The sequence below is a fragment of the Halomonas marinisediminis genome (assembly GCF_004347715.1).
Taxonomy (GTDB): Bacteria; Pseudomonadota; Gammaproteobacteria; order Pseudomonadales; family Halomonadaceae; genus Halomonas; species Halomonas icarae.
The window spans coordinates 16,050-30,653 of the sequence record NZ_SLTR01000027.1; the positions used below are offsets into that span (position 1 = coordinate 16,050).

Annotated in this window: 10 protein-coding genes and 2 pseudogenes; 11 read left to right on the forward strand and 1 reads right to left on the reverse strand. The window is 56.1% G+C overall.

The window, feature by feature from the left end:
- Positions 1 to 787: 787 nt before the first annotated feature.
- The 10 genes and pseudogenes from E0702_RS15135 to E0702_RS15180 all read left to right on the forward strand — a co-directional run bounded on the left by E0702_RS15135 (position 788) and on the right by E0702_RS15180 (position 13,183).
- Positions 788 to 1,903, forward strand: a complete 1,116-nt coding sequence (locus E0702_RS15135) for a polysaccharide export protein (RefSeq protein WP_132045327.1) — start codon at positions 788 to 790, stop codon at positions 1,901 to 1,903.
- A 25-nt stretch (positions 1,904 to 1,928) separates the two neighbouring features.
- The gene (locus tag E0702_RS15140) at positions 1,929 to 2,366 is read left to right on the forward strand and encodes a low molecular weight protein-tyrosine-phosphatase (protein ID WP_132045329.1); all 438 of its coding nucleotides are present in this window, start codon (positions 1,929 to 1,931) and stop codon (positions 2,364 to 2,366) included.
- A gap of 68 nt (positions 2,367 to 2,434) precedes the next feature.
- Positions 2,435 to 4,660, forward strand: a complete 2,226-nt coding sequence (locus E0702_RS15145; RefSeq protein WP_132045331.1) for a polysaccharide biosynthesis tyrosine autokinase — start codon at positions 2,435 to 2,437, stop codon at positions 4,658 to 4,660.
- A 191-nt stretch (positions 4,661 to 4,851) separates the two neighbouring features.
- Positions 4,852 to 6,357, forward strand: a complete 1,506-nt coding sequence (locus tag E0702_RS15150; RefSeq protein WP_240721782.1) for an exopolysaccharide biosynthesis polyprenyl glycosylphosphotransferase — start codon at positions 4,852 to 4,854, stop codon at positions 6,355 to 6,357.
- A 66-nt stretch (positions 6,358 to 6,423) separates the two neighbouring features.
- Positions 6,424 to 7,446, forward strand: coding sequence for an NAD-dependent epimerase (locus tag E0702_RS15155; protein ID WP_132045333.1), 1,023 nt, complete (start codon positions 6,424 to 6,426; stop codon positions 7,444 to 7,446).
- Positions 7,447 to 7,687: 241 nt separating this feature from the next.
- Positions 7,688 to 8,805, forward strand: a pseudogene (locus tag E0702_RS15160) (ISAs1 family transposase).
- A gap of 133 nt (positions 8,806 to 8,938) precedes the next feature.
- The gene (locus tag E0702_RS15165; protein ID WP_132045335.1) at positions 8,939 to 9,943 is read left to right on the forward strand and encodes an ATP-grasp domain-containing protein; all 1,005 of its coding nucleotides are present in this window, start codon (positions 8,939 to 8,941) and stop codon (positions 9,941 to 9,943) included.
- A 233-nt stretch (positions 9,944 to 10,176) separates the two neighbouring features.
- Positions 10,177 to 11,312 (forward strand): IS3 family transposase gene (locus tag E0702_RS15170; RefSeq protein ID WP_439952339.1). Its coding sequence is split into 2 segments (ribosomal slippage): positions 10,177 to 10,459 and positions 10,459 to 11,312, totalling 1,137 coding nucleotides; the frame shifts between segments, so codons are not numbered across the junction.
- A 118-nt stretch (positions 11,313 to 11,430) separates the two neighbouring features.
- Positions 11,431 to 12,678, forward strand: a complete 1,248-nt coding sequence (locus tag E0702_RS15175; RefSeq protein ID WP_132045339.1) for an oligosaccharide flippase family protein — start codon at positions 11,431 to 11,433, stop codon at positions 12,676 to 12,678.
- A 1-nt stretch (position 12,679) separates the two neighbouring features.
- Positions 12,680 to 13,183, forward strand: a complete 504-nt coding sequence (locus E0702_RS15180) for a serine acetyltransferase (protein WP_132045341.1) — start codon at positions 12,680 to 12,682, stop codon at positions 13,181 to 13,183.
- Between the two features lie 12 nt (positions 13,184 to 13,195).
- On the opposite strand, the pseudogene E0702_RS15185 reads toward E0702_RS15180, so the two are convergent.
- A pseudogene (locus E0702_RS15185) lies at positions 13,196 to 13,803 on the reverse strand (DDE-type integrase/transposase/recombinase); the annotation flags it as partial.
- Positions 13,804 to 13,901: 98 nt separating this feature from the next.
- Between E0702_RS15185 and E0702_RS15190 the strand changes: the two are divergent.
- Positions 13,902 to 14,604, forward strand: a 703-nt coding sequence (locus E0702_RS15190; protein WP_132045343.1) for an ISAs1 family transposase, incomplete at its 3' end; no start/stop codon positions are given.

The window sequence follows — 14,604 nt, forward strand, 5'->3', positions numbered from 1 at the left end:
AGCGTGCCTGAAGAGGTGTCTCTTGTGGCCAGTTGCCCTTACGTGGTCTATGGTAGGGTTTTTGGTTACACTTGCTTACATGGTCAGGCTGCGCGACCCGCTCAGCCGCTAAAAACTGGCTCATTGCAAACTGGTATGAATGCATTCGGCAGTGAGTGTTGGGAGGCGGGGTTCATTCTGGGAGGCGGGGTTCATTCTGGGAGGCGGGGTTCATTCTGGGAGGCTGAGTTTATTGTAGGAAGCCGGGGTTCATTGTGGGAGGCCGGCTCTGCCGGGCGAACGGAGGCCAACGGCCTCCCCGGATGGGCCAGGAAACCTCGACAAGAGAAACAGGCGCCTGTCGGCGCCATCGCCCGGGGGACCCGGCCTCCCACAAGATGTCGAAACCCCCAGCGGATAGCGGAGCATGCCTCCTATCGACAGGTTTCACGCCAGTCTGCGATGAATCAAAAAATTGCTGAGAGATGTTATGCCGGCCTCGGGGATGTGCCAGTCACCCCGGGGCGGTAGCGTGCCCGGAAGGGTAGGGTGGATGGTGAGGTGTTTGGCCAGCGTGCCGCCTCAGGGTTGGATTTGTCCAAGAGTGATTTTTGGTTCAGGCGCAGTTTCTGATCACGCATGGCCTCTGCCCACAACTTTAGCCTACAAACTCAGCCTACAAGCTCAGCCCACAACTCCTGTTCACACTTGGTTACATGGTGTAACCTTGTGGCAGCATGACCACGATTAACCGAACCATCAGTCAAGCAACGGACGAATAACAGTCGAACAGCAGAGGTCGTTACGCATGCGCCGAATTCGCCGATTTACCCAGTCTCTGGCCCTTTCGGGCACCGTTCTGCTTACCGGCTGCTCCCTGGCGCCGGGTGGGCATATCGACTACGACGCCGAAATCGCGCCGATCGACGACCTGGTCGAGATCCAGCCGATCACCCCGGCGCTGGTCGCCAACTACCGTCAAACGGTCAGTCGCGTAACGCCGATGCCCGATGATCTGCGTCAGGCGATCGACAACTATCAGTACCATGTTGGCCCCGGCGATGTACTCACCATCATCGTCTACGACCACCCCGAGCTGACCATTCCCGCCGGTAGCGAGCGTAGCCCCGAGCAGGCCGGCAACAAGGTGCGCCGTGATGGCACCATCTTCTACCCCTACATCGGTCGAGTTAAGGTGGCGGGTCGCACCCTGGACGAGATCCGCAACGAACTCGCGCGACGCCTGGCCGGCTATCTCGCCGAGCCTCAGGTCGATGTGCGTATCGCTTCGTACAACGCCAAGAAGGTCTACGTCAGCGGGTCGGTACAGGAGCCCGGTGCCTTGCCGATCACCAATATGCCCATGACCCTGCTGGATGCCATCAGCCAGGCCGGCGGTGCCCAGCCCGATGCCAACTGGCATGAGGTGATCCTGACCCGCAACGGGGTGGAGGAGCGCATCTCGCTGTATGCGCTGACGCGCCAGGGTGACCAGAGCCAGAACCGTCTAATGCGCGACGGCGATGTGCTCCACGTGCCCAGCGCCGCCAACCAGGGTGTGGCGGTGATGGGGCAGGTGCGCAGGCCCGGTAACCTTGAGCTCGGCAATGAGCGGCTGTCGCTGACCGATGCCATCTCGCGCAGCGGTGGCGTCAACGAGGAGACCGCCGAGCCGACCGGCATCTTCGTTATCCGCACCAATGATGTGCAGGACCCGGACAAGCTGGCCACCGTCTTCCAGCTCGATATCACCAATGCCGTCTCCTTCGGCATGGGCAGCCACTTCGAGCTGCAGCCCCAGGATGTGGTCTACGTGACCACCGCGCCGGTGGCCCGCTGGAACCGCGTGATCAGCCTGCTGCTGCCTTCGCTGGTGCTGCCGGGTAACGTGGCCTCCAGTGCCAGCGATGTTCGCGACCTGTAAGCCAATCGAGGATATCGCCACGACCATGTTTCAGCGCATCCTGGTGGTTTGTACCGGCAACATCTGCCGCAGCCCGGTCGCCGCCGCCATGCTGGCGCGGCGGCTGCCGGAGCGCGAGCTCGCCTCCGCCGGCCTGGGTGCCCTGGAAGGGCACGGCGTGGCATCTCAGGCCCAGCGCCTGGCCGACGCCGACGGGCTGGATGTCAGCGCCCATAGCGCCCGCCAGCTCACCCGCGAGATGCTGAGCGCCCATGATCTGATCCTGGTGATGAGCGAAGGCCAGCGTCGTGCGGTGGGCGAGCTGGCGCCGGAGGCGCTGGGCAAGACCCTGCTGCTGGGGCGCTGGTTGGATCAGGGCAAGGGGCGCGATATTCCCGACCCCTATCGCAAGAGTGATGAGGCCTTCGCCCACGTGCATCGCCTGCTTGGCGAGGCCACCGACGCCTGGGCCCAGCGGATCTGACCGCAGCTCGCACAGCCGCACGCCACGCACTGCACTTTCCGTTCTCTCGTTTATTCATGAAGGCTCCCATGACCGAGAATACCCCGCATACCCCGCCCAGCGATGAGATCGACCTCGGTCGGCTCTTCGGGCTGCTGCTGGATCACAAGTGGATGATCCTGTTTATCACCCTGTTGTTCACCGTGGGCGGCGTGGTCTATGCATTGATCGCCACCCCCGTCTACCAGAGCGATGCACTGGTTCAGGTGGAGCAGCGCTCGTCGCTGAGCCCGCTGGGGGACCTCGCCAATGTCATGGGCGATGCGGTGGGGCCCACACCCGAGAGCAACACCGCTGCCGAGGTGCAGATCCTGCAGTCGCGCATGGTGCTCGGGCAGGTGGTGGAGCGCACCGATCTGGATAACGTGGTGAGGCCCAATAGCGTGCCGCTGGTCGGCGATTTCATCCTCCGCAAGGGCATCGAGCGACCCGAGCTGTTCAAGGGCAGCGCCTACGTGTGGGGCAACGAGTTTCTGACCCTGGGACGCCTCGAGGTCGCCGGCCCGCTGCTCGGCGTACCCCTGACCGTGACCGCCCTCGACGAGGGTCGCTATCGCGTGACCCTGATGGACAAGGAGGCCCCGCGTGAGCTGGGCGAGGCGCGGGTGGGCGTGCTGGCCAGCTTCGCCGACGAGCAGATTCAGCTGCGCATCGCCGAGCTTCAGGCCGCGCCGGGGGCTGAATTTACCGTGCTCAAGCGCTCGCGCAGTGCCGCCATCCGCGATCTGGGGCGGCGCCTCAGTGTCAGCGAGGTGGGCGGTGGCCGCAGCGCCAGCACCGGCATGCTGCGTCTGACCCTGACCGGCACCGACCGTGAGGAGATCAGCGAGCGCCTCGATAGCGTCGCCCAGACCTTCCTGCGCCAGAATGTGGAGCGCCAGTCGGCCGAGGCCGAGCGCAGCCTGGAGTTTCTCGAGCAGCAGGCGCCCAAGGTGCGCGATGATCTCGCCGCCGCCGAGAAGCGCCTGAGCCAGTACCGGGTGGAGCAGGATAGCGTCGACCTCACCTCCGAGGCTCAGGCCGCGATCCAGCAGTTCGTGGAACTCGACAGCCGCCTGAGTGAGCTGGAGTTCCAGGAAGCGGAGATGGCCCAGCGCTACACCACCAGCCACCCCAACTATCAGGCGCTGCTGCGCCAGAAGAACCAGCTCCAGGAGCGCCGTGCCGAGCTCAACCAGCGGGTCGCGCAACTGCCCGCCTCCCAGCAGGAGGTGGTGCGGCGTACCCGTGATGTGGAGGTCTCCCAGGCCATCTACGTCAATATGCTCAACAAGATGCAGGAGCTGCAGATCGCCCGGGCCGGTACCGTGGGCAATGTTCGCATCATCGACAGCGCCCAGGCCGGCGATTTCCCCATCGCACCCAAGCGGCCGCTGATCGTGGTGCTGGCCACCCTGCTCGGCGGCATGCTGGCGGTGGGCATCGTGCTGGTGCGCGGGCTGCTCAATCGTGGCGTGGAATCTCCCGACCAGCTCGAGGATGCCGGCCTGCCGGTCTACGCCACCGTGCCGCTCTCCGATGAGCAGCGCAAGCTGGTGCGGCGTATCAAGGGGTCACGCAGGAGCGGCTCCCGCGAGATCGTCAGTGGCGTGCTGGCCGAGCGCGCCCCGGCGGATACCGCCACCGAGGCGATGCGCGGCCTGCGCACCAGCCTGCACTTCGCCATGCTCGAGGCCAGCGACAATCGTCTGGTGATCACCGGGCCCAGCCCCGGCATCGGCAAGAGCTTCGTCGCCATCAACCTCGGCGCCATCTGTGCCCAGGCCGGGCAGCGGGTGCTGGTGATCGATGCCGATATGCGCAAGGGCCATGTTCACCATGCGTTCAGTGGCAAGAGCGAGGGTGGCCTCTCGGAGCTGCTGAGTGGCCGCCTGGCCATCGACGGCGCGATTCGCTCGACCGAAATCGACGGGCTGGACTATATGTCGCGTGGCGTTTCGCCGCCCAACCCCTCGGAGCTGCTGATGACGGCCGGCTTCACCGACCTGCTCGAAGAGGCCAGCCGTCGCTATGACCTGGTGATCGTCGATACGCCGCCGGTGCTGGCGGTGACCGATGCGGTGCTGGTCGGTGCCCAGTGCGGCACCACGTTGATGGTGGCCCGCTTCCAGGCCAACCCCATTCGCGAGCTGCAGATCGCCCGCAAGCGCCTGGAGACCGGCGGGGTCACCGTCAAGGGCGCCATCCTCAACGCCATGGAGCGCAAGGCCGCCACCAGCTATGGCTATGGGTACTACCAGTACTCGTACAAGTAAGGAAGTTTCTGCTGCATACCTGACCCGGTCCTCATGCCTTCGCACGACAGGGGACCTGATTAGGTTGGAGAGAATCGATCAAGAAAAGCAGCATAACAAACTGTTACAAAGTGGCAGGATGAAAGGAGAGGGAAACGTATTCGGTGACATAAGATAACAAGCAGACGCCGCCTGGCGTTAAGGATCCGACCATGGCAAAGAGTCTTGCGGAGGGGGAACTGGGGTGGCGCCAGCCACCCGCGGCGATGGGTGAAGCCCCTGCGGGCATGACCCGCATAAGCCGGGAAGGGGCCACGCCGGTGGTTGCCTTCGTTCACTCACCTGGGATGGATGCCGTTGGGGGTACTCAGGCGGCAGGGCTTGGGCAGCCCACGACCGACCAGGCTGCCCAGCCGGTTCGCCACTTTCGTCAGGTCCAGCCCAGCGATGAAGGCAGCGACATGGATCGTCGCCGCCGCCACGCCAGCCTTCACCAGCGGTTATGGCATAGCTGGCGCGTTCAGCGCCTGGTGGGGCTGCTGGTGGCCGTCGTGCTGCCCGCCGGCTTCCAATGGGGTTGGGGTGTCTGGCAGCAGGCGACAAGCGCACAATGGGTGGCGCTGGGTGGCGCCATCGCCGCCTGCCTGGTGGCCATCATGGCCGTGCAGCATCTGTCGCAACTGCCGGGAACCCGGGCTTATCGGCTGGTGATACCGGCACTCAGCGTCTGTTATGGCGTGTTGTGGGGCGGGTTGGAGCTGCTGGGCGTTGCCCATGAGGGTTCGCATCTACTCCTCAGCTATGCGACGGGGGCGATCGTCTTCAGCGCGGCCTATCTGTTCACGGAGCCGCACCGGCGGCTGCATTTCGCGGTGGTGCCCCATGGCCGAGCCGGTGAGCTGAGCCGGCACACCACGGCGGAGTGGCACGTGCTGGAGTCTCCCAGCCTGGAGGGCCTGCATGTCGATGGCGTGGTAGCCGACCTGCGTTGCGGCCTCTCGGAGCCCTGGCAGCGCTTTCTCTCCGACTGCACCCTGCACCGCATTCCGGTCTACCACGCCAGCAGCACCCTGGAAACGCTGACCGGTCGAGTCTCGCTGCAGGATAATCGCATGGGCAATCTGCAGCCCGACGAGGGCTACGAGATCCTCAAGCGATTTCTCGATGTGGTGGGGGTGCTGCTGCTGTTGCCGCTACTGCTCCCGATCATGGCGGTAACCGCCGTGGCCATTCGCCTGGAGACACCGGGGCCGGTGTTTTTCACTCAGCCGCGCATGGGGCTTCACTTCCGGCCCTTTACCGTCTTCAAGTTTCGTAGCATGTATATCGATCGCCAGGGGAACGGCTTCACCCAGGATGGCCACGACCCACGTATTACTCGGGTAGGGCGGGTGATTCGCAAGTACCGCATCGATGAGCTGCCCCAGGTATTCAATGTGCTCAAGGGCGACATGAGCCTGATCGGCCCGCGTCCGGAATCGCTGGATCTCTCGACCTGGTACCGCGACGATGTGCCCTTCTTTCACTATCGTCATGTGGTACGCCCGGGCATCTCCGGCTGGGCCCAGGTGGAGCAGGGCTACGCGGCGGAGGTCGATGGCATGAACCGCAAGCTGGAGTACGACTTCTACTACATCAAGCACTTCTCGTTCTGGCTCGATGTGCTGATCGTGATCCGCACCCTACGCACCATCTTTACCGGCTTCGGTTCGCGATGAACCAAGAGTAGTGAGCCAAAAAAATTGAGCCAAAAAATAGTGATCCCGGATAGGCAAAAGGCACCCATGAAGATTCTTGTGACAGGCAACGCCGGTTTCATCGGCTTCCACACCGCCAAGCGGCTCCTCGAGCGCGGCGACAGCGTGATCGGCTTCGATGTGGTCAACGACTACTACGATCCCGCCATCAAGGAGGCTCGCCTGGCCGAGCTTGACGCCACCGCCGCACGCACCGGTGCCGACTACACTTTTATCCGCCACGACCTGGCCGATACTCAAGCGGTGGATGAGGCCTTCAAGGCCCACAAGCCCGATCGGGTGATTCACCTGGCCGCCCAGGCCGGTGTGCGTTACTCCCTGGAGAACCCCCACGCCTATGTGCAGAGCAACCTGGTGGCGTTTACCAATATCCTCGAGGCGTGCCGGCACCACAAGGTGGAGCACCTGACCTACGCCAGCACCAGCAGCGTGTATGGCGCCAACACCAAGATGCCGTTCTCCGAGCATGAGGGTGTCAACCACCCGCTGCAGTTCTATGCCGCCACCAAGAAGGCCAACGAGCTGATGGCCCACAGCTACAGCCATCTGTTCCAGCTGCCCACCACCGGGCTGCGCTTCTTCACCGTTTACGGCCCCTGGGGCCGGCCCGATATGGCGCTGTTCCTGTTCACCAGGAAGACGCTCGCCGGCGAGCCGATCCCCGTGTTCAACCACGGCAACCACACCCGGGATTTCACCTATGTGGATGACATCGTCGAAGGGGTGATTCGCGCCAGCGATGATATCGCCGCCCCCAATCCCGAGTGGAGCAGCGACAGCCCCGACCCGGCTACCAGCAATGCCCCCTACCGGATCTTCAATATCGGCAACAATGACCCGGTAAAGCTCTCTGCCTATATCGAGGCCATCGAAGAGGCGCTGGACAAGCCGGCCATCAAGGAGTTGCTACCGCTGCAACCCGGTGATGTACCGGATACCTATGCCGACTCAAGCGCACTCGAGCGTGCCGTGGGCTACAAGCCCGCTACCCCGGTAAAGCAGGGTGTCGCCAACTTTGTTGCCTGGTACCGCGACTACTACAAGGTATAACCACTCCTTATCGCTAAAGGTCAATAATCCGAACTGTAAAAGCTCAGCTTGCTGTGGCGACCGCAATGGCTATTTCGCGCCGGGTCAGACACCGGCCAGGGATGGCCGGGGGTCTGACCCAAGCTGTCTACCGCCTTGGCCATGGAAAACGCATGAAAAACCGCGCCACGCCGGACTTTGCAACGCCTTACCATTAACAGCTTATGTGATCATCTAACAGCTTTCGCTCATGGATGATCCGATGCTGACACCCTCTCTTATGCACCATTTATCGATTGTTCCCGACTTCCGCCAGGCGTGGAAAGTGCAGCATCAGTTGTCAGATATCTTGTTTCTGACCGTCTGTGCGGTGATCTGTGGTGCTGAAGGTTGGGACGAGATAGAGGATTTTGGCCACGCGAAGCTGGATTTTCTTCGCCAGTACGACGATTTTGAGGCTGGCGTACCGAGCCATGACACCCTGGCCAGGGTGATGGCCCTGGTCAATGCCGAGCAGCTGCAAAGCGCGTTCGCCAAGTGGATGAAGGCCTGCCATGACGTCACTGATGGTTCGGTGATGGCCATCGATGGGAAGACGCTCCGAGGCTCGTACTGCCGTGGCAAAGGCAAGGGTGCGATCCACATGGTCAGCGCCTTCAGTGCGGCGAATGGTGTGGTGCTGGGTCAGGTCAAGACGGCGCAGAAGTCCAATGAGATTACGGCGATTCCCGAGCTGCTCAAGCTACTCAACCTGCAAGGCTGTCTGGTAACGATCGATGCCATGGGATGCCAGAAGAAATCGCCACTCAGGTCCTGCAGAAGGGGGCTGATTACTTGCTATCGGTGAAGGGCAATCAGCCAGCCTTGGCTGACGCCTTCGAGGCTGCATTCCCGATAGCCAAGGTAGCGAGCTTTGCGGGTGACTCATATGTCACGGACGAAAAGAACCGCGGCCGACAAGAGACGCGCTATCACATCGTGAGTGAACTTACCGATGAATTTCAGGAGCTTAGCTATGAGTGGCCAGGCTTGAAAACGGTGGGAGTGGTGATGAGCTTCCGCCAAGAGGGTGGCGAAGCCCCAGAAGAGCCGATGATCCGCTATTACATTAGTTCAGCTGATCTCAGCGCTAAAAAGCTCGCCGAAGCGGCTCGGCAGCACTGGCATATTGAGGCAAAGCTTCACTGGTCGTTGGACGTCGCTCTCCGCGAGGATGCCTGCAAAATCCACCGCGGACAGGCGGCGGAAAACCTCGCCAGGGTCCGGCATATTGCACTGAATTACTTGAAAGGGGAGAAGTCTTTCAAGGGCGGAATCCGGCGGAAACAGAAGAAAGCGGCGCTGGATGAGACGTACCTTGCTGACATTCTCGCGGTGTAGGATTTTTCATGCGTTTTCCCTGCCCTCGCGGCTAGCAAAGGATAGCACCTATAGGCGATTTGATCATCTGGGACCCGACACCTAGGTAAGATCCACTAGTATATTCTTATAAGCAAATTAATATGGGTTTGAAATGTTAGCGATACATCAGCGAGACAATAGTTATTCAGCAGGCTGGATTAGATATTGTATAGAAAATAACATTTCTTATAAAGTGGTAGATTGTTTCTCGAATGATATAGTTGAACAAGTTAAAGATTGCGATGCGGTTTTATGGCATTTCCATCATGGAAAGCGTGCTGATATGTCAGCGGCACCTAGAGTTTTGCGCGCTTTGGAACACTCTGGAGTAAAAGTTTTTCCAAATAGGAACACTTCTTGGTATTTTGACGATAAAGCTGCTCAAAAATACCTGTTTGATGCCTTAGAAATACCATCTATAAATACCCATGTGTTTTACGATGTTCAGTCTGCTAAAGAGTGGCTTGATACGGCGCAATATCCGCTTGTTTTTAAGTCCAGTTCTGGTGCAGGTAGCTCGGGTGTTAAGCTTGTAAATACAAAGAAAAAAGCGTCTAAGCAAGCTAAAAGGTCAATTGTTCATGGCGTTTCTTCATTAAATAAGGCTTCGATTTTTAGGGATGTATTGAGCTGGAGTTTTTTCAAAAACAATACATTGAAAAAATACATTACAACGTGCGCATTGTTGATTTTACCTAGAAGTTTTTTTCAAGCTCCTAGTAATGAGACAGGCGTAGCGATATTCCAAGAATATATACCAGACAATGATAGTGATGTTCGTATAATAGTGATAGGGGATAAAGCTTTTGGGATTCGAAGGTTTGTAAGAAGCAATGATTTTCGTGCATCTGGGAGTGGGAAAGTTAGCTATGATGTTTCTAACATTAGTAAAGAGACAGTCCGTCTTTCTTTTTTAATAGCTGATAAATTGGACAGCGACTGCTGTGCAATTGATTTTATTTATAGTGGCGATAGACCGCGCGTTGTGGAAGTAAGCTATGGGTTTTCGGTCGATGCATACAAAAACTGTGCCGGGTATTGGAATCGGGATCTTGTATTCGTGACTGATAGTGTTGATCCATGTGGTTGGATGATTGAGAATGTTAGATTAGGATAATTCTTGGATTTCAGCAATAAACTCAGCTTCTGTGGTATCTAAGGATCCTGAGTATTTCCTCAGGAAATATGTGGCGGTTCTGGGTAGCCAAGTCGTTTTGCGTGCAATCATTGAGATCCCTTATCACCCTGTGAAGCTAGCAACGGTGTCCACTGTTGGTGGGCAAGTGAAGTGGTCCCCGAAATTCGGACCAGGCGCTAAGCTCTGATCAGACCGACCAGGAGAGCCTGATCATGAGCAAGGTACGTCGGCACTACAGCAGTGAGTTCAAGGCCAAGGTGGCCCTCGCCGCCCTCAAGGGCGACCAGACCACGTCGGAGCTGGCCGCCCGCTTCGAGGTGCACCCGTCCCTGGTGAGCCAGTGGAAGCGCGAGTTGCTGGACAACGCCTCTGGTCTCTTCGACGGCAAGAGCGGCAAGGCGGCCCAGAAGAGTCAGGAGGAGATCGACACCCTCTACCGCGAGATCGGTAAGTTGACGGTGGAACGCGATTTTTTATCACGCAGGCTCGAGCGTTGAGCCGGGCACAACGCCTGGCCATGGTCGAGCCGCCATCCCCCGCCACCCCGAGTCTGCGTCGGCAGTGCCAACTGCTCGGCATCAGTCGTTCGTCGCTGTACTACCAGCGCCGAGAGCTGCTCCCCGAGGACCTGGAACTGATGCGCCTGATCGACGAGCAGTACCTGCGGACGCCCATCTACGGGTCACGCCGGATGACAGTCCATCTCAACCGCCTTGGCTACCGGGTCAATCGCAAGCGGGTTCGTCGTCTGATGCGCCAGATGGGGCTGCACGCCGTCTACCCGCGACCCCGCACCAGCCTGCCGGGCAAGGGGCACCGGGTCTATCCGTACCGGTTACGTGGGCTGACCATCGACCGGCCGAACCAGGTCTGGGCGACCGACGTCAGCTATATCCCGCTGGCCCGCGGGTTCATGTACCTGGTGGCCGTAATGGACTGGCACAGCCGCCGTGTGCTGTCCTGGCGGGTCTCCAATACTTTGGACACGGACTTCTGCGTCGACGCCCTGGAGGAGGCGCTGGCGCGCTATGGACCACCCGAGATCTTCAACACCGACCAAGGCTGCCAGTTCACCAGCGAGGCCTTCACCCGCGTACTGGAAGCCCATGGCGTGGCGATCAGCATGGACGGCAAGGGCTGCTACCGGGACAACATCTTCGTGGAGCGGCTGTGGCGCAGCGTGAAGTACGAGTGTGTGTACCTGATGGCGTTCGAGGACGGTGCTCACCTGAAGCGAGCGTTGAGGAACTACTTCGCGTGGTACAACCGGGAGCGCCCCCACCAAGGACTGGACGATGCAACACCCGATGAGGTGTACTTCCCTCAACCACTGACCCAGGCGGCCTGACGCCTATGACCTATCGGATCAGAGCTTAGATGACCTGTCAGGTGGTCCAAAGGATGGGGTCCACTTCACAAGATCACAGTCTCCGTTGCTGAGATGCTAACAATGTATTTTTATCATAATGCATAATTTTAATATTTTAGCTAAATTTTTTATTAGTAAAGACGCGAAGCAGTTGGTCGATAATTTCGTCTCGTTGTCTGTTCTAAGGTTTTTAAATTTAGTAATCCCTTTTTTAGTTTTACCATATTTAATAAAGACTTTAGGGTTTGAGAAGTATGGAGTGATAGTTTTATCATTATCCTTAACGCAATATCTACAGTCGATCACCGATTACGGGTTTAATATATCTGCAACAAGAGAGCTAGCAAGACACAAGCAAAGTTCGAAGAAAGCTAGTTATATATACAGTAAGGTTATGTTGGCCAAGGTAGTCTTGCTGTTTTTTAGTATTGCTGTCATCTTGCCCGTTATATATATTGTTCCTCAGTTCGAAGAAAATAAAACTGTATTCATTCTAATGCTTTTAGTCTTGATCGGGCAAACATTATTTCCTGAATGGTTCTTTCGTGGTGTGGAGAAGATGCGCTTTATCACCATTTTAAACTTGATGATAAAGCTTTTTTTTACATTGTCTGTTTTCTTGTTTATAAATGAAAAAGAAGACTACTGGCTATACCCGTTATTAAATGGTGTAGGGTGCTGTGCAGTCATGATTGTTGCGCAATGGATAGTTATAAGAAAATTCACAGTAAGACTTCAGTTTGTAAAGTTTAGTGTGGTAAATAAAACTTTAAAAGAAGGGTTTCCTGTGTTTTTGAATCAGTTTGCTCCTAATTTGTATAATAATACTACTGTTGTTATGGTGGGATTAATTCTTGGAAATAATTCTGCTGGCATTTTTGGTGCAGTTAAGCAGGTGATTAACTTGTTAGTGGTTTTTAATTCTGTTGTGACTATGGTGTTTTTTCCTTACATTTCTAGGCGCATAGAAAAGTTTGATGTTTTTAAAACGTTTTATTTACCGATTCTCGTTGTTATTGTTTTAATAATGGCGCTTACAAAAGATATGTGGTATTTGATTTTTAACATAGATATTAAAAGTGGTGATGAGTTCTATTATATACTTTTAGCAGGTGTTTTTTTTACTGGGCTATATAGTGTTTATGCAACTTGTTATTTGCTGGTTAAAAAGTTAGACTTTGTAGTGCTTAAGCTGACTTTAATTTCTTCATTTGTTGGTTTTTTTCTGACATACCCATTGATCAAATATTTTCACCTTATCGGTGCCGCTTCTACTATAAGTTTTACACAGGCATTGTTAGGTGTTTTGGCATTATCTGCCTTTAAAAAATCAAAGAGTGAGTGATATGAAAGTTTTTCTCATTGATATACAAAAAAACTATAGCTCAGGGATTATGACTGTGGTTTTTTTGATGAACTATAGGGTCGGTAGATATGTCTTTCTATCAAGGTATAAAAAAACATTACTATTCCCAGTTTACATGATGTGCAAGTTCAATAGTCGTATTCTAAGTTTTTTATTTGGTTGCTATTTGCCATTTTCAACACAATTAGGATGTTCAGTAACTTTTTTACACGGGTTACATGGGGTTTTTATATCTAGTAGAGCAAAAATAGGTGACGGTTGCACCATATTGCACCATGTCACAATTGGCTCGAACGTAGGATCAAAGAAAAAAACTGAGTTTTTAAGCCCCAATATAGGCGAAAATGTTTTTATTGGTGTGGGCGCCAAAGTAATAGGTGGGGTATCTGTCGGTGAGTTCTCTATGTTGGGAGCAGGGTCAGTATTATGTAAGAGTGTACCTGCGTACTCTAGAGTTTATCCCCCTATTCCTGAAATAAAGTGACCAGGCTTGCTACTAGGTGTCGGGTCCCGTGTGATTGACAACCCGTTTGGTAAATAACTCAGGGCGCTTGGCCTGCCATTCTTTCATCGCTGTAATCGGTGATTGATGGTTCAGCGCCTTCTGCGGGATATGGTGATTGTACAGCCAACAGTACCGCTTTAGCGTCTGTTCCAGATCCTCGCTTGATACATAGCGTCGAGTCGCCAGTACATCGCTGATGCGGCCGTTGAGATGCGGCCGTTGAAGCGCTCTACCATGCCGTTGGTCTGAGGCCTCCCTGGCTTGATCAAGCGATGCTCGATGCCGTGTGTCTGGCACTCCTGGTCGAACGGGTGGCGGCCGCTGGGCTTGCGTTCACCGGCCCTTGTGAAGCGATCCGTGAAGGACTTACCGTTGTCGGTCAGCACTGTCTGAATCTTGAAGGGGCTCTTCTCTTCCACTCGCTTCATGAACGCCCGTGCATCCTTCGCGGACTGGCTGTGTCTGACTTCCAGATATACCCAGCGCGTTGCCCGATCGATGACCACGTACAGGTAGCGTTTCTGCTGCTCGTCAGGCATCTGGGGCAGGTGCTTGATGTCGACGTGCACGAAGCCCGGCTCATAGTCCTTGAACGGCTTGTGCCGAGGCAGGGAAAATGCATGAAAAACCGCTCTGCGACGGGCCTCGTAGCGCTTTACCAATAGGAGTACATGTGGTCATCTAGCAGCTTTCGCTCATGGATGATCCGATGCTGACACCGTCTCTTATGCACCATTTATCGATTGTTCCCGACTTTCGCCAGGCCTGGAAAGTGCAGCATCAGCTGTCGGATATCTTGTTTCTGATCGTCTGTGCGGTGATCTGTGGTGCAGAAGGTTGGGACGAAATCGAAGATTTTGGCCACGCGAAGTTGGATTTTCTTCGCCAGTACGGCGATTTTGAGGCTGGCGTGCCGAGTCACGATACCTTGGCCCGGGTGATGGCTTTGGTGAATGCCGAGCAGCTGCAAACTGCATTCGCTGAGTGGATGAAAAGTTGCCATGACGTGACTGAGGGCGCAGTGGTAGCCATTGATGGCAAGACATTGCGTGGCTCGTATTGCCATGGCAAGAACAAGGGTGCGATCCACATGGTCAGTGCCTTCAGCGCGGCTAATGGTGTCGTGCTAGGGCAGGTGAAGACGGCACAAAAGTCGAATGAGATTACAGCGATTCCCGAACTGCTTAAGCTACTCAATCTGCAAGGCTGCTTGGTGACAATTGATGCCATGGGCTGCCAGAAAAAGATCGCCACTCAGATCCTGCAGAAGGGCGCCGATTACCTACTCTCGGTGAAGGAAAATCAGCCAGCCCTGGCTGACGCCTTCGAGGCTGAATTCCCGATAGCCAAGGTAGCGAGCTTTGCGGGTGACTCGTATGTCACGGACGAAAAGAACCGCG

Coding starts and splice junctions, on each gene's coding strand:
- E0702_RS15155 (WP_132045333.1), top strand. CDS start 6,424: ATGAAGATTCTTGTGACAGGCAACGCCGGTTTCATCGGCTTCCACACC.
- E0702_RS15140 (WP_132045329.1), top strand. CDS start 1,929: ATGTTTCAGCGCATCCTGGTGGTTTGTACCGGCAACATCTGCCGCAGC.
- E0702_RS15175 (WP_132045339.1), top strand. CDS start 11,431: ATGCATAATTTTAATATTTTAGCTAAATTTTTTATTAGTAAAGACGCG.
- E0702_RS15145 (WP_132045331.1), top strand. CDS start 2,435: ATGACCGAGAATACCCCGCATACCCCGCCCAGCGATGAGATCGACCTC.
- E0702_RS15150 (WP_240721782.1), top strand. CDS start 4,852: ATGGCAAAGAGTCTTGCGGAGGGGGAACTGGGGTGGCGCCAGCCACCC.
- E0702_RS15135 (WP_132045327.1), top strand. CDS start 788: ATGCGCCGAATTCGCCGATTTACCCAGTCTCTGGCCCTTTCGGGCACC.
- E0702_RS15180 (WP_132045341.1), top strand. CDS start 12,680: ATGAAAGTTTTTCTCATTGATATACAAAAAAACTATAGCTCAGGGATT.
- E0702_RS15165 (WP_132045335.1), top strand. CDS start 8,939: ATGTTAGCGATACATCAGCGAGACAATAGTTATTCAGCAGGCTGGATT.